Source organism: Tenuifilum thalassicum (assembly GCF_013265555.1).
In the GTDB taxonomy this organism is placed as follows: Bacteria; Bacteroidota; Bacteroidia; order Bacteroidales; family Tenuifilaceae; genus Tenuifilum; species Tenuifilum thalassicum.
The window spans coordinates 1,004,811-1,027,957 of record NZ_CP041345.1; the positions used below are offsets into that span (position 1 = coordinate 1,004,811).

The window sequence follows — 23,147 nt, forward strand, 5'->3', positions numbered from 1 at the left end:
GAATGTGCATTAAAAAACTACAAATTTTGTAACAGCATTTTGTGTTCCCTTTTCAGAGTTAACTGTTAATCTACCAATGTAAACACCTTTTGGTAGCTTTGATCCGTTGTAGCTTCGCCCGTTCCAGCTAAAGGGCCCTATCCTGAAGCCTTCGGGAGAAATATTGGCTTTTTTCAGTTCTGCAACCTTGGCGCCATTCAAGTTGAAAATTTCAATCCTTACATTGATGTTGATGCTACTTAAGTTGCTATCAAAGAAGAAGTTTGTAAAATCGGTTATCGGGTTAGGGTAGCAGTAGAAATTCGAAATTTGCAAACTATTATCATCAACAACTCTAAAAGAGAGGGTGCTTTTACTACTGTTATTAAATGTATCCCAGGCTTTTACCGTAACAGTATAGCTGCCTGGAACCAGATTTGAAAGCTGGTATGTGGCTGTTCCTTGCGTATAATCGTCGAGTGTAGCGGAGTAAAAATCATTTAGATTAACATACGATGTGCTTCCATCGGGGTAAAGTATTGTTGCTGTAAGATCATGCCCTATGCCAATTCCTGTAGTATTTATCCCATTAGGATCGCTAAGCACAACCAATAGTTTTGGATTGGGTCCAGAAATCCCATTGTTCATAAATTTTTCATCGTTTAGGTATAGCGATATGGCTGGTCCCTCTGAATCAAACTCGTAGGGTGTTCCAATTCCGCCAACCTTAATAGTATCGTTTGCACCTAAAGCGGTTAAGGTTCCATCGGTTGCAAATACACATATTTTGCCTGCCCCTATAGAGTAGTTAATATCTTTAGGCACAGTGAATTGGATGCTGAACTCCCCGTTAGTTACAGTTGCTTTTCCTTTAAAAACCACGTTAGTTCGTGCTTTAAAAGTAATGGGGTTGCCACCATCATTAGCCAGTGTTGTTATTTCGCTTTCCTTGTCGAATACGGTTACAGAGGCAATGCCATTAAAGGAGGTGTTTCTAACATCAGTATTATCAACTATCTCCCCCGAAATCGATATTTTTTCCAACGATTTAAGAGTTGTTACCTCTTCGTTTGTCGATACCTTTTTAATATCAGTAATGTTTGCCTTAAAAGCAGGGTAGTGAAGCATTAGTGCAGGGTCGCCTAGCAACGAAAAGTTCCTTTTGTTAAGTCCAGTACCAGAGAGGTATTTGGTAATTCGGACTAAATCGCCTAACCTGTAATGCTTACCTTCGGCATCGGTATTTAGGATTTGCTGAATGAAGTTGTAGTTAAGGGTAAAGTTTGGGCTTGAATATACAAGCCGCGTTGTGGAGAGCAGGGCTACTGCTCCTCCATCGGGATACAGAAGAATCCATTCCCCTGTTGAGGTTATGTGGTAATCGTCAAAACGGCTAAACTCGCAAGTTGCTGTAACAAATAGGGGTAGCCGGTTTTTGTTCTGCCACGATAGAACATCGTTAAGCATGAGAACTTTCTCATGCGAAAGCCAACGCTCGTTCCCGTGTCCGGTGTAGTTTACCAACAGGGCACCTCGGTTAACGGCATCGTTGATATCCTTTGTAACATCAGGATATCTTTGTCCTGCCGAAGTATTCTCCTGCTGATATGCGTCAAAAAATATTTTTTGAACATTGTATCCAGGATGATTTGTTTCAATATACTCAGCCAATGTGTTGGCATCATTCATATGGATATTCCCATCCTCGTCATCGCCAATAAAAACCATTTTCGATTGCCAATCATCAATATCATCGTTATTGATATACCTTTTGATTTTATCAACAACATCAGCAGCCTGCTCAGTAGTTGATACGGGCAGTCGACCAATGCCAATATCTAAAAAACCGGTGGATTCGCCTTCGTCGTCATCAAGTAGGCCGAAAAAATCGTCTGAAACAAACGACGAAACACTATTGATAGAACGTGTAGATTGATACGTGGGAATAAAGTTGGTGTTGTTTGGGCTGTCGGAAAGGTTATCGAACGATCCATCGCCAAACAGCAGCAAATATTTAGGCTTGTCGGCATCGGAAGAGGCATTCCTGTAAAAATATCGAATCATGTTTCGAATTGCCGAAACATCGGGGGTACCACTTGAAAACTCGTTATAAACCTCTTCTGTGGTGTAAACAATAACGGACAGATTGCTTTTTTCTCTGTGAGTTTGCGCAAGGTCTTCGGCATATTCTTTAAACAGTGGATGAGTAACAATAAAATACTCATAGAACCCATTGCCTTTTATATCTTGATTTTCTACAGGGGTGAAAGCTTCAATACTGTATGCCATATCAGGTTCAAATCCAATAAAAGTTCGAAGCGAATCAGTTGCAACCTTAAATGAGGCATTTCCCGAAGAAAAACTTATGGGGATTCGTTTAGTAAAATTAATGTTACTAACATCCCATATCTGTAGTGCTGAATTAGCATTGCTAATTATGAATTTTGACACATTCCCATTACCAACCGACGAAAAGTCTCTAAATGTTAGCTGTTCACTATTATATTTAAGAGCGTGCCTTGTTTGAACTGAAATAAAGTCTAGAAATCCAACAGAACCAGTATTGGGTTTATTATAAGTGAGCTCAATTTTAAATGCTTGGTCATTGATATTTCCAGTAAAAACTTGTTCAGAAACAGATACTTTGTTGGCAAGTGGATCGCTAATAGGAACAGGGCTAAAGCTTATAAGATTCGATTGACCGTTAAAGCTAATACTAAAAGTTGACGAAGCCGATGAGCGTGCAGCCATTCTTGCCCATACCTTGTATGTTGAGTTCTCAACTATTTCAGGAGTTTCAATTGAATAGCTGTATTTTGTTTGGATGTCAAAAATTTCACCAAACCATTCACGACCCGATTTAACCAAGTTGGTATCGTTCTTTTCGAAAGTTGTTACCTGGTCAAACTCATTTGTTGAATAATTCTCCGAAGTAGATGGTGGGCTATCAGAATCTATTTGAACTTGGGTTTGGCTTGTTGTCAAAAAGTAAAAAATCGACTTTGAGTAAAGGTGTTCATCCCACTTCCATGCATTAAAATTACCATCGTACCTAAGAGTTCTAGGGCCTTCTGCATAAAAAAGAATATAATCGCCCTGATTAAAAACGTTGTCAGTTCCTTTATATATTAAAATGGGTATGGGTTGAATATCATCGTAACTCTTTTCATTGTTCATCAAAGGAAGGGCTTTTCCACCTATTCCCCATACGCTAATATTATCAAGGTTATCAAGCCCTAACTGTGTTAATTCGGTGTAGCTAATCTTGTATATCCCCGATTTTTTAACACCAAACTTATACCATTTCCCATTGCTTAAAACAGAACTTTTAAGGGGTGAGTTGGCTGCTGGGTTATTTAAAATGATATTATTTTTAGTAGAATTTGCTGGGGGCGATAACTGATTTGAGTTCTCATAAGGAAAGAAAGAATAAAAATGTTTGTTAGCAGCAGATGCGCTAAAATCCCTAGTAAATAAAGGGTTCTGGAAAATTGTTAATAAAATTATAATAAAAACTGTACGCATAATGCAATGTTTATGTTGCAAAGAAACAAAACTTTAATTTACCTTTACAAATTAATTCTAACAATAAAAAACGTATTTAGTTAGTTATTATTACAATAAATTTTTTTTGATGAATTTAAAAAGGGTTAGAGTAATAATAGTTATAGGTCTTGTAATCATTTTTTCTGACTTGAGGGGGCAGGATCCTACTTTCTCTCAGGTTTTTTTTAATCCAACCATGCTAAATCCTGCATACGCTGGTGCTTCAAAGGATATGCGCTTGGGGATAATTTACCGCAACCAGTGGACCATGATAAATATGCCCTACTCAACATTTGGGGTGAGTTTTGACAGAACATTTGATTTTGGGCCTAAGTGGCGTAGAGGATATCGATACAGGAGAGCACGCTTTAGTAATAAGGCTGGGTTTGGCATTAACGTTGTTAGCGATATTGAGGGAAAAGGAGTTTTTTCTCGAAATACAATGGATTTAATATACTCTTACGGATTTCAACCCACTTTCAACTCACATATTCGATTTGGTTTACAAACCTCGTTACTGTTTCGTACTAGAAACTATTCTAGTCTTGTATTCCCCGATATGGTTGACCCCTCAGGCGATGTGTTAGGTAATCCGGATGTAGTTGGATATACAAGTTGGAATTACGATATAGGATTGGGTTTAGCAGGTGATATTGAAAATTTTTATGGAGGTTTTGCTGTTCATCATCTCCTGCAACCTGTTGAAGCACGTTTTACAGGTGGACGGGCCTATATCCCAAGAAAGTATACTTTTCACATTGGTGCCGACTTTAACCTTTTAAAATGGAGACGATTTAAGGAGGTTCTACTTTTTTCACCTAATATAATTTACATTCAACAACTCGATTTTAACCAGCTTAATATTGGGTTCTATTTGTCAAAAAATTGGATAGTGGCTGGGCTATGGTTGCGCGAAAACCTAAAGTTGAATAGTCATTCTTTTATTATTACACTTGGCTATTCCGATTATATGTTCCGTATTGGTTATAGCTACGACTTTAGCATTATGCAACATGGGCTGAGGGGGTTACCAACTTCATCACATGAGGTAACCTTAGGGTGGAATTTTGAGTATAAAAGGAGGAGGAAAAAGTTTAGGTATATTAAATGCCCGAAATTTTAAATTTTTAAGAACTTTTTTCTGCATCAAACAAAATATTATTCTTATATTTGAGTTGTATTATAATGAGAAAATCCGTACAGCTATGAGCTTAAAGTATAAAACTTTATTTTTGGCAGCAGCCGGCATTTTTGGTTTGAATTCATGTGGAATGTTTGGTGGCGGCGGAGGTGGAACCGGTAATGTTTCTGAAAAAACTGGATGGAATTATAATGATCCAGAAAATGGCGGTTTTGAAGTAGTTACCGATTGGCAACCCGAAGCTGGCCCTGGTTTAGTATTTATTGAGGGGGGTACATTTATTATGGGGCGTGTTGAACAAGATGTTATGTACGATTGGAATGCAACACCCCGTAGGGTTACAGTTACCTCCTTTTACATGGATGAGACCGAAATTAGCAATGTGGACTGGCGCGAATACGTTCACTGGATTAAACGTGTTTACTCAGAGTATCCTAACGTTGTGAAAAATGCTTTACCCGATACGCTGGTTTGGCGCTCACCATTAGGATATAATGAGCCTTTTGTTACTGATTATTTCCGCCATCCTGCCTACAACGACTATCCTGTTGTTGGGGTGAACTGGTTGCAAGCAAACGACTACTGTAGTTGGCGTACCGATAGGGTTAACGAACAACTTCTAGTTGATAAAGGTATAATTGAATTCGACCTTGCTCAAAAAGGTGCCGATGTATTTACAACTGAAGCTTACCTATCTGGACAGTATGAAGCTAGGGTTAAAAAATTATTACCTAGCCTAGACCCTGAGAAACCCGAAGGACGCCATGTCCGCTTTAGCGATGGTATTCTCTTGCCAAAATATCGCCTCCCAACCGAAGCAGAATGGGAATTTGCAGCCTCGGGTCTTGTAGGAAATACCTACGATGAACGTATGGTTGAACGCAGAATTTATCCTTGGAATGGACATAACGTTCGTAACCCCGATCCTAAGGTTCGTGGGCAATTAATGGCAAACTTTGTTCGTGGTCGTGGTGACTATATGGGGTTAGCTGGTAACCTAAATGATGAAAACACATTCCCAGGACCAGTTAAATCATATTGGCCTAACGATTATGGTCTGTACTGTATGGCTGGTAATGTTAACGAATGGGTTCTTGATGTTTACCGTCCTTTAACTTATGAAGATTTTGATGAGGTTCGTCCTTTCCGCGGTAATGTATTTAAAACCCCTTACGATAAAGATGGTAATTACGCTAAAAAAGATAGCCTAGGTAGAATCCCATATCGTGAAGTTACCGAGGAGGAAGCCGCTGAGCGACATAACTACAATAAAGCTTACTACATCAACTATAAAGATGGTGATGTGGCTTCAACTCTCGATTTCCGCGATGGTGCTACAATTAAGGAGAAAAATTCTGATAGAATGTATTACCAGGGTGATGCTCAAATGAAAAATGCTGGAATGACAACTCTTATAAACGACCATGTTAGAGTTTATAAAGGTGGTTCGTGGAAAGATAGAGCATACTGGTTAAGCCCTGGCGCTCGTCGCTTCTTAGATGAAAAGCGCTCTACTAACGATTTAGGATTCCGCTGTGCCATGGAAGCTGTTGGTGCTCAATCGGCTAGAAAACGCGGCGAAAGAGTTGGTGCAAGATAATACTCGGATTTTTAGATAATTTATAAAGAACCTCATATATTTATGAGGTTCTTTTTTTATTTAATTGCCATGATAGAAAAAATTTACAAATACTACTCAAAAACGTTTAGTGTTTCTATTGATAGTAGAAAGGTAAAGCCTGGAGATATCTTTTTTGCGCTTAAAGGTGAAAATTCCGACGGAAATAAATTTGCAAAGAATGCTTTACAGAATGGTGCCATAGCAGCTGTTATTGATAACCCTGAATTCTTGTCCGATGGGTGCATTCTAGTTGATAATTCATTAAAAACCTTACAGAAACTAGCCAATTATCATAGGAACACCTTAAGAGCTAAGGTTTTGGCCATAACAGGTTCAAATGGTAAAACAACCACTAAGGAGCTTATAAAGGCTGTAACCTCAAAAAAATATAAAGTTAAAGCTACCGATGGAAATCTTAATAATCATATAGGTGTGCCTTTAACTCTACTTTCAATAACTCCAGATGTTGATATAGCAATTGTTGAAATGGGAGCAAATGGTGTTAATGATATTGCTGAACTTTGCGATATTGCCCAACCTAATTATGGAATAATAACTAATATCGGCAGGGCTCATCTAGGCGGGTTTGGTGGCTTTGAGGGAGTTAAGAAAGCAAAAGGGCAGTTATACCGATATTTGGCTGAAAATGATGGAGTCGTTTTTTTTAATGATAAAAACATTATACTGCGTGAACTTATCGACATATACAAGCCTTCACACCCTGTGCCATATTCTAAGTTTATTAATAACGCTATTGTTAGTTATGATAGCGATAAGCTTTTTATAAACGTTAAAATTCAAGAGGGCGATGCTGAACTGCTTGTTAAAACAAACCTTGTAGGAGATTATAATTTAGAGAATATCCTCTCTGCATATGTTATTGGTAGGTATTTTAATATAGAACCTTGCCAAATTAATGGGGCCATAGAGGAGTATGTTCCAAATAATAAGCGTTCTCAGCTAATAAAAACGGAGAAAAATACAGTCATTCTTGATGCTTATAATGCAAACCCAACGAGCATGATGCACGCCTTACAAAATTTTAAAAGCCTAGAAGTAAAAAACAAGGTTGCCATTATTGGTGAAATGCTTGAACTGGGTGAGTATAGTAATCAAGAGCATTCAAAAATAGTTAAATTGCTTTCAGAACTAAATCTTGACTCTATTTTACTTGTTGGTGATGGGTTTTCCAAGGTCAACCTTCCTGTAAATGCGAAGTATTTTGCCGATGTATACCAATGTTTATGCTATCTTAAAGAAAGCCCCTTAAAAGATAAATTTATCTTAGTTAAGGGTTCACGTGGAGTAAAGTTGGAAGAAATCCTAAGCTTACTATAGACCATTCTGTATTTTAACAAATCATGCATACTATTTAGCTAAGAGTATGATGTATTTAAATTAAACATTCGTTTATTTGTAGAGAATATAGTTAATCTTAACTATGAGAATGTTTAATTTTTTAAAGTTTTTGTATGAAACAAATGAATCCCTTGCAAATAGGGAATTTAGTTGCGGCTGTGCCAATAGTTCAGGGTGGCATGGGCGTAGGAATTTCGCTTTCAGGATTAGCATCAGCAGTTGCCAATGAGGGCGGTATTGGTGTACTCTCGAGTGCAGGCCTTGGGTTGCTTTACAAGCATTTGGGTGGAGATTATATATCAGCAAGTATAGAAGGGCTAAAAGAAGAGCTTAGAAAAGCTCGTGAAAAAACTAAAGGTATAATAGGCGTAAATGTTATGGTTGCCATGTCGAACTATGCCGATATGGTTAAAACAGCCATTGCAAGTAAAGCCGATATCATTTTTAGCGGTGCAGGTTTACCACTGGATTTACCAAGTTTTTTGAAGACCGACAGCCATACAAAACTTGTTCCGATAGTGTCGTCGGGACGTGCGGCTAAGATTATTTGTCAGAAATGGCAAACCGAGTACCGTTACCTTCCCGATGCCATAGTGGTTGAGGGCCCAAAAGCCGGAGGACACCTAGGCTTTAAAGTGCCACAACTGTTCGATAATAACTATTCGCTTGAGCATTTAGTACCACAAGTTGTGGACTCAGTAAAAGAGTTTGAAATAAAATATAATAAGAAAATCCCGGTTATTGCTGCTGGTGGTATCTATACAGGTAATGACATAAAAAATTTTTTAAACCTGGGAGCTGCTGGTGTTCAGATGGGAACACGATTTGTAACTACCTATGAGTGTGATGCTTCTGTGGAATTTAAAAATGCATATATTAATGCTAAAAAGGAAGATGTAGAAATAATTCAAAGTCCCGTGGGAATGCCCGGACGTGCTATTGCCAATGAGTTCCTTGATAAGGTAAAAATGGGCTTAAAGCAACCTATCCGGTGTCCTTTTAAGTGTATTAAAACTTGCGAGGTTTCTTCTAGCCCTTACTGTATAATTACTGCACTTTATAATGCATTCAAAGGTAATCTTAAAAATGGATATGCTTTTGCAGGTGCAAACGCTTATTTGGCTAATAAACTTTTAAGCGTAAAGGAGCTCTTCGAGGAGTTAAAGGTGCAGTATGATCAAGCTGTAAAATCAGTAAGCGAACGACTGGGTAGCTAGTATTTACTTTTTGCCAAAATATCAACTGCTATTCTATCCATTTTATCAAAGGCCTTTTTGTTGGCGATAATTATGCTGAGCATCAGGTTAATGCTACAACCAGTGAAGATAGCAAGCATAATCATAATTTGGTATCGAATGGCAGTTGATGGAGAGTTTCCGCCCAGAATCTGACCGGTCATCATACCGGGTAGGGAGATAAGCCCCATAACCGATGTGTTAGCTATCATTGGGTTAAGTGCTTTTCTTATTGCCTTAACAATAAATGGGCTAATGGCATTTTTTTTACTTTTCCCGTTAATTAGAAGAAAATAGTATAGGTTCTGGTTGTTAACAAGCCCTTCAAAATATGCGTTTAGTCCAACAATGTTATGATTCATTGCATTTCCTAATATCATACCCGATATAGGTATAAAATATTGTGATTCAAAAACATATGGAAGTTTTATTATGAAGCCAAGAAAGAATGCATCAACAATTAGAAGGCTTGATAGCCCAGATATAATTAGAGGAATAGCTAGCTGTTTTGCATTCAGGTTGCTGCGCTTTAGAGTTGTAAAAACACCTACTAAAATCATTATCAGAACCCAGGCTATATTTAGTAGGGCATTATTTTTCTCAAAAATAAATTCTAGGTATAGTGCTACAGCCGAAAGTTGAATTGTCATTCTGACAATGGCAATTATTGCAGATCGGGTTAACCCAACTTTATAGTACCAAAATCCAATAAATGGAATAATTAGGATAGAAAAGCTAAATAGGAGGTGAATCCACGAAATGTCCTGAATTGAGCTCATAGATCAATGATTTTATCGCATTGTTGTTCCCAAGTTCTGTTATGAGTAGTTGAAATTACTGTAAGGTTTGGAATACCCCAAATAAGCTTAATTAACTTCTGAATTGAGTTAGAGTCTAGCGCCGATGTGGGTTCATCAAGTATTACAATTGGGCGTTTTAATCCTAATATAATTGAGGTGAGAAGGCGCTGCTTTTCTCCACCGCTAAGCTCGGAGAGGGGTTGTGTTAATTTATTTTTGTTTAAGCCAAGGGCTTCTAAATGGTTGAAAATAGACTCTGGGTCTATTTCAAGAAGGTTACATAGCTGGTTACCATTGTCAATAAGAAGATCAATTCCTTGAGGAAGATAACCAATTAGAGCTCTTAGCTCTTTGGCTGAGTCGTTGCTTAATGTCTTTCCACCAAAGTTTATGGTGCCTGAATCGGGTTGACCTATGCCGGTAAGCATTCTTAGAAGGGTTGTTTTCCCTTTTCCCGATTCCCCCTTTATTGCTACTTTTTCTCCCCTATCTATTTTAAAGCTTAGGTTGTTTATAACTAGGTTGTTATCGAACCTTTTAGTAAGATTTTTTATCTCAATGAATGCCATATTGATTACGCCTTAATATCTCATTAGAAAAAACGAACTAAAGATAGTTTGAGTTTTTAATTGAATAGCTTTATGGTATGCTAAACTATCTTTTTGTCAACAAACTTTGAGTTCATAAGCCTTGCAACAGCCATGTATGAAGGAGTAAAGCTTATCTTACTACCCACTTTATACTTTATTTTTCCAGTTTTGGGATTTGGACCCAGATCGTAAACAGTCATGTCGGAAGTGGTGCCGGCAAAACGTACGCTCTTGTCTTTTGGTTTTAATTCATGAGCATCAACGTCAAGTATCCCAAAATCAACAATAGCCCTATTACTTTTGTCGTACTCCCAGCTGTCAACTGTATGACCAATGTTACCTTCGGTTAGAATTCCATCCGGTGTGGTTGATTTCATTTGCAGTTCGATTATATTACTGCGAAATTCAAAGATGCTTGTAGAGAAATCGCTAAATTTCTTTCCATTTAAAGGCGTTGTACCCATAAATGCCGATTCGCCAATTCGGAGATGGTTGATGTTTTTGGGCATTTCAGGTTTATTAACTAGGGGCAATGTTATGGAACTACCTCCAGATATTATAGGGAGGTTAACATTAAACTTGGCATCAATTATCTGCTTATAGAGCGAGAGCTGTAAAAGTTTATCGTAGGTAGGCTGGATTCCATACATGCATCCCAAATTGGTTCCAATTCCCTCCACCTCAATATTTTCAAGGCTAAAAACATTCTTGTAGAAATCAATAATATTGTCACGAATTACTCCTTCGCGCAGCTCACCAAGCTCTATCATTATAATAACTCTATGCTTTTTGCCTTGTTTTTTTGCCTCTTCGTTCAGAGCCCTAATGGTTGTTATTGAGCTGTTAAGTGAAATGTCTGCATATTTTACAACAGAATGAATAGTGTCAATTGGAGGGGGTTTTATGTATATGGTAGGTATGTCTGGATTAATACTCTTTATGATCTTTAATCCCGATATTCTGGAATCTCCAATGCTATGAATGCGCTTTATCTCAGGATTTTGTAAGAGTTTCGAGAGTACCTCTTTGTTACCAGACAATATTTTTACGATTAAACTCCACTGTATATTGTTTTTCTCAAGAAAGTTGCTGATTTTGCTTATGTTGCTTATAAGTTTATTGGTGTTAATAAGAAGTTCAGCCATTCCTTATTTCTTTTTTGTATACCTCATCTCGGCATATTTAGTAGTAAATCCCATTCGTTCGTAAAGCCTTTTGGCAGGATTGTCGTACTCTACATGGAGTTTAATATCTCCGTCGGCTCTTTTAATGGTTTCCTCCATTAGTCGCTTTCCAATGCCCTTTCCTCTATAGTTTTGATCAACAGCAATGTAAACCAAAATATTTTCGGGTATGTAACCACCCATTCCTGTTTTGTTTGTTACCACAACTCCAACTAAGTTTCCATCAATATGTGCGGTAAGAATAAATCCACCCTTACCATTGTTCTTGGAAAATGTATAGTCAAGGCATTTGCTTATGGCATCTTTCTCGTCTCTAAATCTCTCTAAGTGTGTGTAAAGAAAGTTAATGATATCCTCTCTGGATAAGTCTTCTAATTCTTCTTCGGAGTTAATTTGGTTAATTTGAATCATTTGAAATTGTTTTAAATTGAAAATATCCCGGATAGGATGTACACCCAAAGGAGTTCGATTATCACAAAGTTAGCATTTTTTTTGGAGAACTAAAAATTGAAGGAGCTACAGGAGTCGAACCTGTGACCCTCCTATCCGGTAATAGTTAGTGTTTGAGTTGATAAAAAATTGTCCCATACTATAAGTCTAGCATGGGACATTAAAAACAAGCGAGACAAGTATATAATTCAAAAAAATGAATTCTGGTTTATGATATCATTGTAATACTCTTAAAAAATGCCTAAAACCGAAAACCAAAAGTTGGAGTTACGACAATCCCTTCTACCATTCCAGTAACATAGGTTACTTGCGCTCTTATTCCAAGGGTAACCCTATTGCTAAAAGCATATTTGTAATCAACCTTGAAGGATAGACCTAAATCTTCCCATACGCTTTCAAACCTGTCGTTAAGTACTACGGTTTGATTATTTCTAAACTCTAGGGGAGGGAGCCATGAATATGATTTTTCATACAGAAATCCGATGCCTGGTTCTATGGTTTGTGAATTAGCTATTCTTATTGGTCTTGAAAAGGATATGACTAACCAGTAAAATATATCGGGTTTATATTCCCCTTCCAGGTAGTCCCATTCCTCGCCTAATCTCATATTTGCGTGGGCGTACTGAAACTTTAAAGCCATTATAAATCCTGTTTTTAAATGTTTTGAGCCCTCTACCCACATTGAAATGCCATGGCTACCTGCTGGTGGAACATTTATATAACCTATTCCAGAATTAAATTCATACTTGCTTGATTGCTTTTCATTATCTACTTGAGCAAAACAAGTTGCGCTGTAGCTCAGAAAACTTACTAGTAGTGTAATTGCTATCCTTTTCATCTGTTAATTAATTTTTAAAGTAATCATTCTCGTTAAGATCAAATTAGTAGTTATACTAATTGGCGAATAAATGGGATAATTTCTTTATTCACACATATTTTTGTATGCTTATAAATGGAGCGTATAACCCAATCTAAGGAAAAATCACTATTTAAATTCATATCTAATTGAAACTCCCGAAGAAATGATATTAAATTCTTCACCATTATAGAATTTCATATTGGCGGTTAGCGAAAAATTCTTTTAAAACCTAAAAATCATAGTTGCGCCATAGTAAAAATTAGTTGTCGAGATTTTTTTGACAATGTAATGTTTTTCTAAAAGTTCTCCTGTAGTTAGGAATGTAACACTATTGCATATCTTATTACTTAAAATGGCATGGTATAGACCACCATTCAGTTCTAAGGAAAATATTTTTCCATCTATAGGATAGATATTTGTGCCAAGTTTAAGTATAACCCCTTTAAGATAATCTGGAATTATAAATTCAAATGGCAGGTAAAAATGGTTTACATTGTATTTTATGTTAAAATAGTCAACATCAAAGTTGGCTCCATACCAGTCCTTTTTAAAATACAAGCTAGGCGTTATGAATTGGGCAAATGTTCGTTTTCCTGTTGAATTGTTAATCCCAGAGTAACTGTCAGTTAGTTCGAGGTTATACCCTAGGCCAACAGACCATTTACTCTTATTTTGTGAAAAAGTCTGATTTTTACTGATAGAAATAACAAAAATTGTGAGCAGAAGAATCTTTTGCATTTGTGGTAAATGTTTTAAGCTTATAGTCACTTAGGTGTAATAAAAAAAGCATTGCAAATGAATTAAAACTTAAATCCTATGTATAAACACCAGCATTCCAACTTTCTATACCAAATGCACTATTAATATCAAAATATGCTGTTCCCTTTGCTCCTAACTCAATCTTTTCGTTTTCATAAAGGTTATAACTTATTGCATTTACTAAGCCAAAAGTGTATTCCGAATGGGTAGTTACATTCTCAAGCCTATAACGATTATCATTGAGCATTTGCTGTATAGTACCAAACGTTGAAGATTGAAAGGAAAGGTATAACCCTAAGTCTACCCTCAACCTCTTGAATAAGCTGTTGGTTGGATTATACCCGGCAGAAACATCCACACCAAAATTAGATAGATGATTAAAAAAGATTTGTTCTTCGTCAGCTTCGTAGGCATATCCACCTCTTAGCTTAGAGAGTATTGAAATATTTTGTGTAACTGTTTTCGAATACTCTGCATAAATAGAATTACCATAGATGTCGCCACTTGAAAAGAACGACCTGCTAATGCCAATAGAAACTTTATTTTGGCTATTTTGTGCAATTGAAAATTGATGCACAAATACTGCTAGAAGAAGAATTGAGATGTGTTTCATTTTTCTTTTTTTTTAGCTATTAACACTTTCTTACTGTATAGATTTATTATGGTTAGGTATATAAAACGCTTTTTTCTATCGTTGTAATTTATGTTAAAGTTTTAACAAATATCTTGTTTTGACAAGCCAAAATATATGCTTTATAACATATTTGCTGAAAAAATGAATGTCGTTGTAGTGAAGGATTAAACAAAAATGATTTTATGCTTATGAACTTTCTATTAGATAGTTTTGGTTGTTTTGAAGTTGTTATGAATTTTTGAAATTGCAAAGCCTTTCAATCATGGCTCTGCTTTTCCACGATTTAATTTGTCTCTCACGGAGTCGAGCCTGTTGGATTGTATTAAAAGTTTCAACATGAACAATAGTCCAGTCATTGGCTCTAGCAGTGTAGCCCTTGTGCTTAGAGTTATGTTTTCTGACCCTCTCGTTGATATCATCGCTTGTAGAACCGATGTAAAACCGGTCTATAGTCCTTGAGTAGATTATGTATGTATAAGGCATTTTTAGTATAAAGTTACAAAAAAAAAAGGATGCCGAGGTTTTAGTAGTGGGAGCTACAGGAGTCGAACCTGTGACCCTCCCGACGTAAGTCGGGATGCTCTGAACCACGGATATAGTACATTTAGATTGTTATAGCGAAGTGGTAGGATGATTTAGGGGATAATCGGAAGGAGGAATAAAAAACAAAAAGCCACCCGCAGTGTGAATGCAAGTGGCTTAATGTTAGTGGGAGCTACAGGAGTCGAACCTGTGACCCTCCCGACGTTAGTCGGGATGCTCTGAACCACGGATATAGTACATTTAGATTGTTATAGCGAAGTGGTAGGATGATTTAGGGGATAATCGGAAAGAGGAATAAAAAACAAAAAGCCACCCGCAGTGTGAATGCAAGTGGCTTAATGTTAGTGGGAGCTACAGGAGTCGAACCTGTGACCCCCTGCTTGTAAGGCAGGTGCTCTGAACCAACTGAGCTAAGCTCCCAATCTGTTTTTTTAACTCTTTTGGTCTGTGACCCTCCCGACGTAAGTCGGGATGCTCTGAACCAACTGAGCTAAGCTCCCAATCTATTTTTTTGCTCTTTTGGTCTAAACTTGTCGAGCAAAATTTTTGTCAATCTTTATTGGGCTTGTTTCCCTTTGGAAACGCGATGCAAAAGTATGCGAAAGTTTGATATCTGCAAAATATTTTGTGAAAAAAATTGAGAAAAATTTAAAGAAAATTGAAATCTGCTTGAGAATCAATCAGAAAAAATTACACCACTTCGGCCACAACAAAAGTGCTGCCTCCTACAAAAATGAAATCCGATGGTAGAGCGTTACTTATTGCGGCTTCTAATCCCTCTGAAACGGTAGGGTAAGATAAGCCTTTTAGGTTGTGAGCCTCTGCCTTTATTTTTAACTCCTCGTGGTTTAAAGCACGTGGGATTTGTGCTTGAACAAAGTAGTAAGTGGCATCCTTAGGAAGAATTGACAATATTTTGTCAATATCCTTATCGGCTACCATTCCAACTACCATGTGTAGTTTGTCAAACTGGTAGTTGCTTATTTGTTTTAAAACAAAACGTATTCCATCTTCGTTATGACCTGTGTCGCAGAAAATTAATGGCGACTCCGAAAGTTTTTGCCATCGTCCCATAAGCCCAGTAATCGATTGAACATTCGATAGTCCTTGCTCGATGTCATCATCGTTAATTCTAAATCCATATTGTTTTAAAATTTCGATGGCTTTGATTGCTCCAGGTATATTGTAGCGTTGATACAGTCCTAAAATATCTGTCTTTATAGTAATTTCTTTATTGTTTCTTACAAATTTAAAAATTTGTAATTCTTTGCCAATGGCTTGTTCAACGAATTCTATCTCTTTATCAGCAAAATATAACGCTGCATTCATCTCATTGGCCTTTTGAATAAAGATATCAGCTACTTCGGATTGGAATTTACTTATTATTACGGGAGTATTGGGTTTGATAATGCCAGCCTTTTCAGTAGCAATTTTTTGTAGGGTATCGCCAAGTAGGTCGGTATGGTCAAAGCTGATATTTGTGATTACGCTAAGCAGAGGATTGATAATATTTGTTGAATCGAGCCTGCCGCCTAAGCCTACTTCAATAACAGCTATGTCAACATTATTTTCTGCAAAGTATTCGAAAGCCATGGCCACAGTCATCTCAAAAAACGAGGGCTTCACTTTTTCAAAGAAAGGTTTGTGTTTTGTGATGAATTGTGCTACAGTTTCTTTAGGGATCATTTCGCCATTTATTTTGATTCTTTCCCTAAAGTCCCTAAGGTGTGGCGAGGTGTATAGCCCTGTTTTGTATCCCGCTTTTTGAAGAACAGCTGCAAGCATATGCGAAGTGCTTCCTTTCCCATTTGTGCCTGCAATGTGAATGGTTTTGAATTTCTTATGTGGATAATTAAAATACCCATCAAGCAAAAGCGTGTTTCCTAAATCGGCTTTATAAGCTGCCTTCCCAACACGTTGAAATATTGGAAGCTGGGAGTAGATAAAATCTAATGCCTCTTGGTAGTTCATGGATAATGTTTTGGACTGCAATGTTACAAAATTTTATTGCCCATATGTTCCTGTTGTTTGCTTAATATTGGTTAAGAAGAGTTTAAATTTTAATCATTTTCGTTAGCATTAACCTTATATTTTTCTATATTTAGAGAGAATTTAAAATCATTTAGCCATGGCAAAAAAATCAAAAAAGATTTTCGTGCTCGATACAAATGTTATCCTACACGATTTCCATTGTATTTATAAGTTTCAGGAAAATGACATTGTTATTCCAATAGTTGCACTAGAGGAGTTAGACCATTTTAAGAAGGGGAACGAAATAATAAACTATCATGCCCGAGAATTTGTAAGAGAGCTCGATAAAATTGCCGGCGATAAGCTATTTAACGGCGGTTTACTATTAGGTAAGGGATTGGGAAAGCTTAGGATAGAAACAGGAAAGCCAATTCCTCCCGAGATGAAAGATTCTTTTTCAGAATCAACTCCCGATCATCGTATTCTAGCCATAACCATTCACCTTGCCAAAAACAATCCTAATACACCAGTTATTCTGGTTACTAAGGATATCAATTTAAGAATGAAGGCTAAATCGCTAGGCGTTTTGGCCCAAGATTATTTAAATGACAAAGTTGAAGATATTGATAGCTTAAAGAAAGAGGTTGAGGTTATTGAAAAGGTTAACGATTCTTTAATTCAAAAGCTGTATAGTTCAGACGAACCGCTAACTGCAAAGGAGTTAAAGATTAAGCCTTATGCAAACCAATATTTCATACTTAAGGGAAGTAAGTCAAGTGCTTTGGCACATTACGATAAGGCAACCGATATTCTTGATAGGGTGGAGAAGGTGAGAGCATACGGCATCGACCCTCGCAATGCTGAGCAAACTTTTGCTTTAGATGCCTTGCTTCGGCCTGAAATTCAACTTGTTGCTCTAACAGGGAAGGCTGGGACTGGCAAAACGCTTTTGGCATTAGCGGCTGCCCTTCAGCAGGAAGAGTATTTTGAGCAAATTCTATTAGCTAGACCAATCGTGGCACTATCGAATAAAGATATTGGTTATTTACCTGGCGATATCGATGAAAAGATTAGCCCTTATATGCAGCCTCTTTTCGACAATCTGGGAGTTATTAAAAACAGGTTTAAGCCAACAAGCAAAGATTACATGCATATCGAAGAGATGCAACGAACCCAAAAACTCATTATTACACCTTTGGCGTATATTAGAGGAAGAAGTTTATCTAATGTATTTTTTATTGTTGATGAAGCGCAAAATCTTACGCCACACGAGATAAAGACAATTATAACAAGGGCAGGAGAGGGAACCAAGTTTGTTTTTACTGGTGATATTCATCAGATAGACCATCCTTACTTGGACATGAAGTCAAATGGTTTAACCTACTTAACAGACCGTATGCATGGGCAAGAGATTTTTGCGCATATTAATCTGGTTAAAGGTGAGCGTAGCTATCTGGCAGAACTAGCTAGCGATTTGCTTTAAATCTTAATACTATGGCTAAAACTCTTTTTATTCTAAGGCATGCAAAATCGTCGTGGGCTGAGTCTAATAAGAGCGACAAGGATAGAGCCCTGAAGGTTAAAGGGATTAGCGATATTATTAATACTGCAAGAAGTTTTGCACAAAAAGTAAACACCCTCGATCTTATTGTTACTAGTTCAGCAAATAGGGCGGTACACACAGCCGTCCTATTCGCTGAAACCATTGGTTTTCCACCTCAAAAAATTCGTATAGAGCCCATGGTTTACCAGGCAGATGATCAGGAACTTGTTGAAATGATAAAACGATTTCCCAATGACTGCCATGGTGTAATGATTGTTGGGCACAATCCAACCCTTACATATCTTGCAAATCGGTTTTTAGCCGATAGAATTCATGAATTTCCAACTTCAGGGCTTGTTGGTATAGTGTTTAACGTAGACTCTTGGAGCGAAATATCACCTGAGAAGGTTAAGACAGTATTTAGAAGTTTCGATTTATAGATAAAACAAAACAGCAGCTAGAACTGTTTACGCATAAGCAGTTATCAATTATATTGTTTCAAAAATGCAAAATTCTACTAATAAGATACCATTAGTTAATAGGGAGTTGAGCTGGTTGGAGTTCAATGGGAGGGTTTTACAAGAAGCCGAATGTGAAAATGTTCCCTTGATTGAACGCCTTAGGTTTTTAGGTATTTTCTCAAATAACCTTGATGAGTTTTTTAGGGTTAGAGTAGCAACCCTTAGAAGAATGATTCTTGTTGAAAAGGGGGCGAAAAAGATTATTGGTGAAAATCCTAGGAAAATACACGAAAAAATTCAACGGAAAGTTCTTGAGTTTCAAAACAGATTTGACTCTATTTTCTCCAAAATAATAGATGAACTTAAATCGCAAAACATCTATCTGGTTAATGAGCAACAGCTTAACCCAAAACAGGTTGAGTATCTGTATGATTATTTTGATAATACTATTGCAGAATATATTGAGCCTGTAATTCTTAAACGCAACCGCAGGTTCCCAATTCTTGTTGATCAATCTATTTATTTAGCCGTTAAACTTTCAAGTTCTGCTAAGCCTAATTTAAAAGAGTTTGCATTAATAGAAATACCAACCAAATACATCAGCCGTTTTGTTATCCTGCCAGAGGAGGACAGCAAAAAAACGATTATCCTTTTAGATGATGTGATTAGACTTTGTTTGTCGAGAATATTTAAGATATTACCTTACGACAGGTTTGAAGCGTATACAATAAAAATAACTAGAGATGCAGAGCTTGATGTTGATAACGACATTTCGGAAAGTTTAATAGAGAAAATTACCAAAGCCTTAGAAAATAGACAAAAGGGCGATCCAGTTCGATTCGTATACGATAAGGATATTCCAACCGATTTATTAAACTTTATTGTCCGAGGACTAAATCTCGATGACCTTGATAATATAATTCCAGGAAGTCGTTACCATAACTTTAAAGACTTTATCAATTTTCCCAATTTTGGTTTATCCGAACTTGTTAACCAACCTTTAAATCCCATTCCATATCCAAAACTCGATGAATCTCTTTTAGTAACGGATATAATCGCAAAACAGGATATTTTATTGCATTATCCTTATCATAGTTTTAAGTACTATATTCGAATGCTTCGGGAGGCCGCACTAGACCCTGCAGTAAAATCAATCAGCATTACCTTATATCGTGTTGCGACAGAATCAAGGGTTGTTCATGCTCTTATTAATGCTGCTCAAAACGGAAAAAAGGTTACAGCCGTGGTGGAACTAAGGGCACGTTTCGATGAGCATGCAAATATTTACTGGTCTAAAAAGATGCAGGAAGCAGGGATAAATGTAATTTTTGGTGTTCCTGGCCTTAAGGTTCATAGTAAGATGACCCTTATTAAAAGAAAGGAGAATCAGGCTTATAAAAAGTATGCTGTAGTTAGTACAGGAAACTTTCATGAGGGAAATGCCAATAGTTATACCGATCTGAACCTTTTTACTGCTGATTCTAGAATTACTACTGAGATAGAGAAAGTTTTCACTTTTCTTGAATATAACTACAAGACTTATCCATTTAAGCATCTACTTGTATCGCCATTTAATTTGCGTTGCAAGCTATATGCTTTGATTGATGAGGAGGTTAAAAATGCTGAAACAGGTAAACCTGCTTATATCTATTGTAAGCTAAATAATCTTGTTGATGAGGAAATTATCTCAAAGCTCTATAAAGCTAGTCAGGCAGGTGTCATTATAAAACTGGTGGTTAGAGGAACGTGTGCGCTTGTCCCTGGTTTAAAGGGGATTAGCGATAATATTGAGGTTTATAGCATAGTCGATCGTTACTTGGAACATTCTCGATTTATTATTTTTGCAAATGGCGGGAATGAAATTTGCTACATTAGTTCCGCCGATTGGATGACTCGAAACTTTGATTATAGGGTTGAGGTGGCCACACCTATTTATAGTAAGCAACTTATTAATGAGATTAAAACGATAATGGATTTTACTCTACACGATAATGTTAAGGCTAGATTAGTAAATTCAGGAATTTGTAACGAGTTCAAACCGAAAAAAGAGGACGAAAAAGAATTTAGGTCACAGCTAGAATTGTATAAGTATTACAATCAGGAATGTAAGGAATAGGAGTTTTTTTATGAGGGTTTTAAAGTTTGCTGCAATTGATATTGGCTCTAACGCTGCTAGGTTACTACTTTCTAATGTTGTTGAGGATGGTGAGGATGTAATTTTTAAAAAATCATCATTGGTTAGAGTACCCATTAGGCTGGGTGAGGATGCCTTTAGCAAAGGCTACATCTCTGAGTTACGTTCCGAAAAGCTAGTTAAAACAATGATTGCCTTCAAAAACTTGATGGAGGTAAATGATGTTGTTATGTATAAGGCCTGTGCGACTTCGGCTATGCGTTCAAGTTCTAATTCTAATGAGCTAGTTGAGAGAGTTAAAGAGATTGCTGACATTGATATTGAAATTATTGATGGAAGGCGCGAGGCCGAAATTATCTTTGCAAATGGAGTGGCTGAACTTTTAGATGGTAACAGCTCTTACATGTATGTTGATGTTGGTGGTGGTAGCACTGAACTCACTCTTTTTGAAGATGGAAAGGCTAAAGCAGCAAGTTCCTTTAATATCGGAACTATCCGTATGCTTAAAAAAACAATAGGGAAAAGTGATTTTGATTCTTTAAAAGAGTGGGTTAAGAAAAATATAGATAAGTCAGCTAAGCCTAAAATAATTGGTTCCGGAGGAAATATCAATAAGCTCTATAAAATGGCCAAAAAAACTAATCTTGAGCCACTATCAAATAAAGAAATTAAAAATTTATATGAGTTTATAAGTAGTTATACTCTTGAGGACCGAATAAAGATTTTAGGATTAAATCCTGATAGGGCCGATGTTATAATTCCTGCTACTAAAATCTTTCTAAAGCTTATGAAATGGTCGGGTGCTAAAGAAATAATTGTACCCACCATAGGAATTTCCGATGGTATAGTACGGACACTTTATCGCGATTTTAAGAATAGCTCTAAGTAGAATATTACATATTCAGTACGATTAAACCTAAATGGTTTTCATTTGTTACCTTTGCAAAAATTTTTAAAATGGAAAAGGGGAAAAAGCGTGTAGCTTTTTACACGTTGGGCTGCAAGCTTAATTTTTCGGAGACATCAACCATTGCACGTCAATTTGCTGAGATGGGCTATGAGCGTGTTTCAGCTGATTCTGAAGCCGATGTTTATGTGATAAATACCTGTTCGGTTACCGAGCATGCCGATAAAAAATGCCGTCAAGCTATTCGTAAGTTTATTACAAAATCGCCTAATGCCAAGGTTGCAGTTGTAGGATGTTATGCTCAGCTTAAGCCAGATGAAATTGCTGAGATTGATGGAGTTGATTTTGTTTTGGGTACAGCCGATAAATTCAATTTGCCCTATGTTATCAGGGATGAAAACGATAAGGAAAATGTAAAGGTTTATAGCTGCGATATCGATACGGTAAGTGATTTCTTCCCGGCCTACTCAACTGGCGATAGGACACGTTCATTCCTCAAAGTTCAGGATGGATGCGATTACCATTGCAGCTACTGTACTATTCCTCTAGCTCGTGGGAAAAGCCGCAACATGCCGATAGAAAAGATTATTGAGCAAGCCGAAGCTATTGCACGACAGAACGTGAAGGAGATTATTCTTACTGGTGTAAATACTGGCGACTTTGGGAAATCAACTGGCGAAACATTCTTGCAGCTTATTCAACGGCTCGATAGGGTTCAGGGAATTGAGCGCTTTAGGATCTCATCCATTGAGCCCAACTTGATAACTCCCGAAATTGTAGACTTTGTTGCTAGCTCCAAAAAGTTTTTACCGCATTTTCATATACCTCTCCAATCGGGTTCGAATAGAATATTGGGATTAATGCGTAGGCGTTATCGTCGTGAACTCTTTGCAGAGCGGATCGATATGATTAGAAGTAAGATTCCCGATGCTTTTTTCGGTGTTGACGTAATTGTAGGATTTCCAGGCGAAACCGATGATGATTTTATTGATGCATATCGATTTATTGAGCAGGTTGAACCATCATTTTTACATATTTTCCCTTATTCCGTAAGGCCTAATACTCCTGCTGCAGGTTATGAAGGTAAGGTAGATGCCAAGGTTCTTAAACAGCGTGTAACAAAATTGACTGAACTTTCCGATTCGTTACATGAAAATTTCTATTTGAAGCACCTTGGACAGGTTCGCAAGGTACTGGTTGAATCGAGTCGTAAGGGTGAGCTAATGTTTGGTTTTACGGATAATTATATAAAGGTTGGCATCCCTTACGATAGAAGCCTTGCTGGTAAAATCCTTGATGTAAAACTGGTAAGTTTAAACTCCAAAGGATTTGTCGAAGGTCAAATTAAAAACGTTAAAAAAAATAACCACTGAAAATAAAAATAAGTAGAGGCTGCCATTCCGACAGCCTCTTTCTTCTTTAGTAAAAGTT

19 protein-coding genes and 1 tRNA gene are annotated in these 23,147 nt (G+C 37.0%); 9 read left to right on the top strand and 11 right to left on the bottom strand.

What is annotated here, in order from left to right; all coding sequences use genetic code 11:
• Window positions 1-9 precede the first annotated feature (9 nt).
• Window positions 10-3,504 (bottom strand): type IX secretion system sortase PorU, encoded by a 3,495-nt coding sequence (porU, locus tag FHG85_RS04150; protein WP_173073280.1) that lies wholly within the window; start codon window positions 3,502-3,504, stop codon window positions 10-12.
• 109 nt (window positions 3,505-3,613) lie between these two features.
• Between porU and FHG85_RS04155 the strand changes: the two genes are divergently transcribed.
• The 4 genes from FHG85_RS04155 to FHG85_RS04170 all read left to right on the top strand — a co-directional run bounded on the left by FHG85_RS04155 (window position 3,614) and on the right by FHG85_RS04170 (window position 8,863).
• On the top strand, window positions 3,614-4,648 hold the full coding sequence (locus FHG85_RS04155; RefSeq protein ID WP_173073282.1) for a PorP/SprF family type IX secretion system membrane protein: 1,035 nt from the start codon (window positions 3,614-3,616) through the stop codon (window positions 4,646-4,648).
• An 82-nt stretch (window positions 4,649-4,730) separates the two neighbouring features.
• Window positions 4,731-6,266, top strand: coding sequence for an SUMF1/EgtB/PvdO family nonheme iron enzyme (locus FHG85_RS04160; protein ID WP_173073284.1), 1,536 nt, complete (start codon window positions 4,731-4,733; stop codon window positions 6,264-6,266).
• A 69-nt stretch (window positions 6,267-6,335) separates the two neighbouring features.
• The gene (locus tag FHG85_RS04165; protein WP_173076746.1) at window positions 6,336-7,625 is read left to right on the top strand and encodes a UDP-N-acetylmuramoyl-tripeptide--D-alanyl-D-alanine ligase; all 1,290 of its coding nucleotides are present in this window, start codon (window positions 6,336-6,338) and stop codon (window positions 7,623-7,625) included.
• 143 nt (window positions 7,626-7,768) lie between these two features.
• Window positions 7,769-8,863: an NAD(P)H-dependent flavin oxidoreductase gene (locus tag FHG85_RS04170; protein WP_173076748.1), complete on the top strand. Its 1,095-nt coding sequence runs from the start codon at window positions 7,769-7,771 to the stop codon at window positions 8,861-8,863.
• Here the strand turns inward: FHG85_RS04170 and FHG85_RS04175 are convergent.
• The 10 genes from FHG85_RS04175 to FHG85_RS04220 form a co-directional block, all read right to left on the bottom strand.
• Entirely contained in the window at window positions 8,860-9,660 is an 801-nt protein-coding gene (locus FHG85_RS04175; RefSeq protein ID WP_173073286.1) for an ABC transporter permease, read from the bottom strand. The genes FHG85_RS04170 and FHG85_RS04175 overlap by 4 nt on opposite strands.
• Window positions 9,657-10,250 carry an ABC transporter ATP-binding protein gene (locus FHG85_RS04180; RefSeq protein ID WP_173073288.1) on the bottom strand — a complete coding sequence of 198 codons (594 nt, stop codon included), beginning with the start codon at window positions 10,248-10,250 and terminating at the stop codon, window positions 9,657-9,659. Before FHG85_RS04180 ends, FHG85_RS04175 begins: the two co-directional genes overlap by 4 nt.
• 80 nt (window positions 10,251-10,330) lie before the next feature.
• Window positions 10,331-11,416 (bottom strand): alanine racemase, encoded by a 1,086-nt coding sequence (locus tag FHG85_RS04185; protein WP_173073290.1) that lies wholly within the window; start codon window positions 11,414-11,416, stop codon window positions 10,331-10,333.
• Between the two features lie 3 nt (window positions 11,417-11,419).
• The gene (locus tag FHG85_RS04190) at window positions 11,420-11,866 is read right to left on the bottom strand and encodes a GNAT family N-acetyltransferase (protein ID WP_173073292.1); all 447 of its coding nucleotides are present in this window, start codon (window positions 11,864-11,866) and stop codon (window positions 11,420-11,422) included.
• Between the two features lie 280 nt (window positions 11,867-12,146).
• Window positions 12,147-12,743, bottom strand: coding sequence for a hypothetical protein (locus FHG85_RS04195; protein WP_173073294.1), 597 nt, complete (start codon window positions 12,741-12,743; stop codon window positions 12,147-12,149).
• A gap of 243 nt (window positions 12,744-12,986) precedes the next feature.
• Window positions 12,987-13,502: a hypothetical protein gene (locus tag FHG85_RS04200; RefSeq protein WP_173073296.1), complete on the bottom strand. Its 516-nt coding sequence runs from the start codon at window positions 13,500-13,502 to the stop codon at window positions 12,987-12,989.
• A 76-nt stretch (window positions 13,503-13,578) separates the two neighbouring features.
• Entirely contained in the window at window positions 13,579-14,136 is a 558-nt protein-coding gene (locus FHG85_RS04205) for a hypothetical protein (RefSeq protein ID WP_173073298.1), read from the bottom strand.
• A 249-nt stretch (window positions 14,137-14,385) separates the two neighbouring features.
• Window positions 14,386-14,640 carry a GIY-YIG nuclease family protein gene (locus FHG85_RS04210; protein ID WP_173073300.1) on the bottom strand — a complete coding sequence of 85 codons (255 nt, stop codon included), beginning with the start codon at window positions 14,638-14,640 and terminating at the stop codon, window positions 14,386-14,388.
• Window positions 14,641-15,045: 405 nt separating this feature from the next.
• Window positions 15,046-15,120: transfer RNA gene (locus tag FHG85_RS04215), tRNA-Val, on the bottom strand.
• Window positions 15,121-15,390: 270 nt separating this feature from the next.
• Window positions 15,391-16,671: a bifunctional folylpolyglutamate synthase/dihydrofolate synthase gene (locus tag FHG85_RS04220; protein ID WP_173073302.1), complete on the bottom strand. Its 1,281-nt coding sequence runs from the start codon at window positions 16,669-16,671 to the stop codon at window positions 15,391-15,393.
• Between the two features lie 157 nt (window positions 16,672-16,828).
• Here FHG85_RS04220 and FHG85_RS04225 point away from each other — a divergent pair, with 157 nt between their 5' ends.
• From FHG85_RS04225 to mtaB, 5 genes are all read left to right on the top strand, one after another.
• Entirely contained in the window at window positions 16,829-18,154 is a 1,326-nt protein-coding gene (locus FHG85_RS04225; protein ID WP_173073304.1) for a PhoH family protein, read from the top strand.
• An 11-nt stretch (window positions 18,155-18,165) separates the two neighbouring features.
• Entirely contained in the window at window positions 18,166-18,654 is a 489-nt protein-coding gene (locus FHG85_RS04230; protein ID WP_173073306.1) for a SixA phosphatase family protein, read from the top strand.
• Between the two features lie 64 nt (window positions 18,655-18,718).
• Window positions 18,719-20,791 (top strand): polyphosphate kinase 1, encoded by a 2,073-nt coding sequence (ppk1, locus tag FHG85_RS04235; protein ID WP_173073308.1) that lies wholly within the window; start codon window positions 18,719-18,721, stop codon window positions 20,789-20,791.
• A gap of 10 nt (window positions 20,792-20,801) precedes the next feature.
• Window positions 20,802-21,698 carry a Ppx/GppA phosphatase family protein gene (locus FHG85_RS04240; RefSeq protein ID WP_173073310.1) on the top strand — a complete coding sequence of 299 codons (897 nt, stop codon included), beginning with the start codon at window positions 20,802-20,804 and terminating at the stop codon, window positions 21,696-21,698.
• A 68-nt stretch (window positions 21,699-21,766) separates the two neighbouring features.
• Window positions 21,767-23,089 (top strand): tRNA (N(6)-L-threonylcarbamoyladenosine(37)-C(2))-methylthiotransferase MtaB, encoded by a 1,323-nt coding sequence (gene mtaB / locus FHG85_RS04245; protein ID WP_173073312.1) that lies wholly within the window; start codon window positions 21,767-21,769, stop codon window positions 23,087-23,089.
• Window positions 23,090-23,147 lie beyond the last annotated feature (58 nt).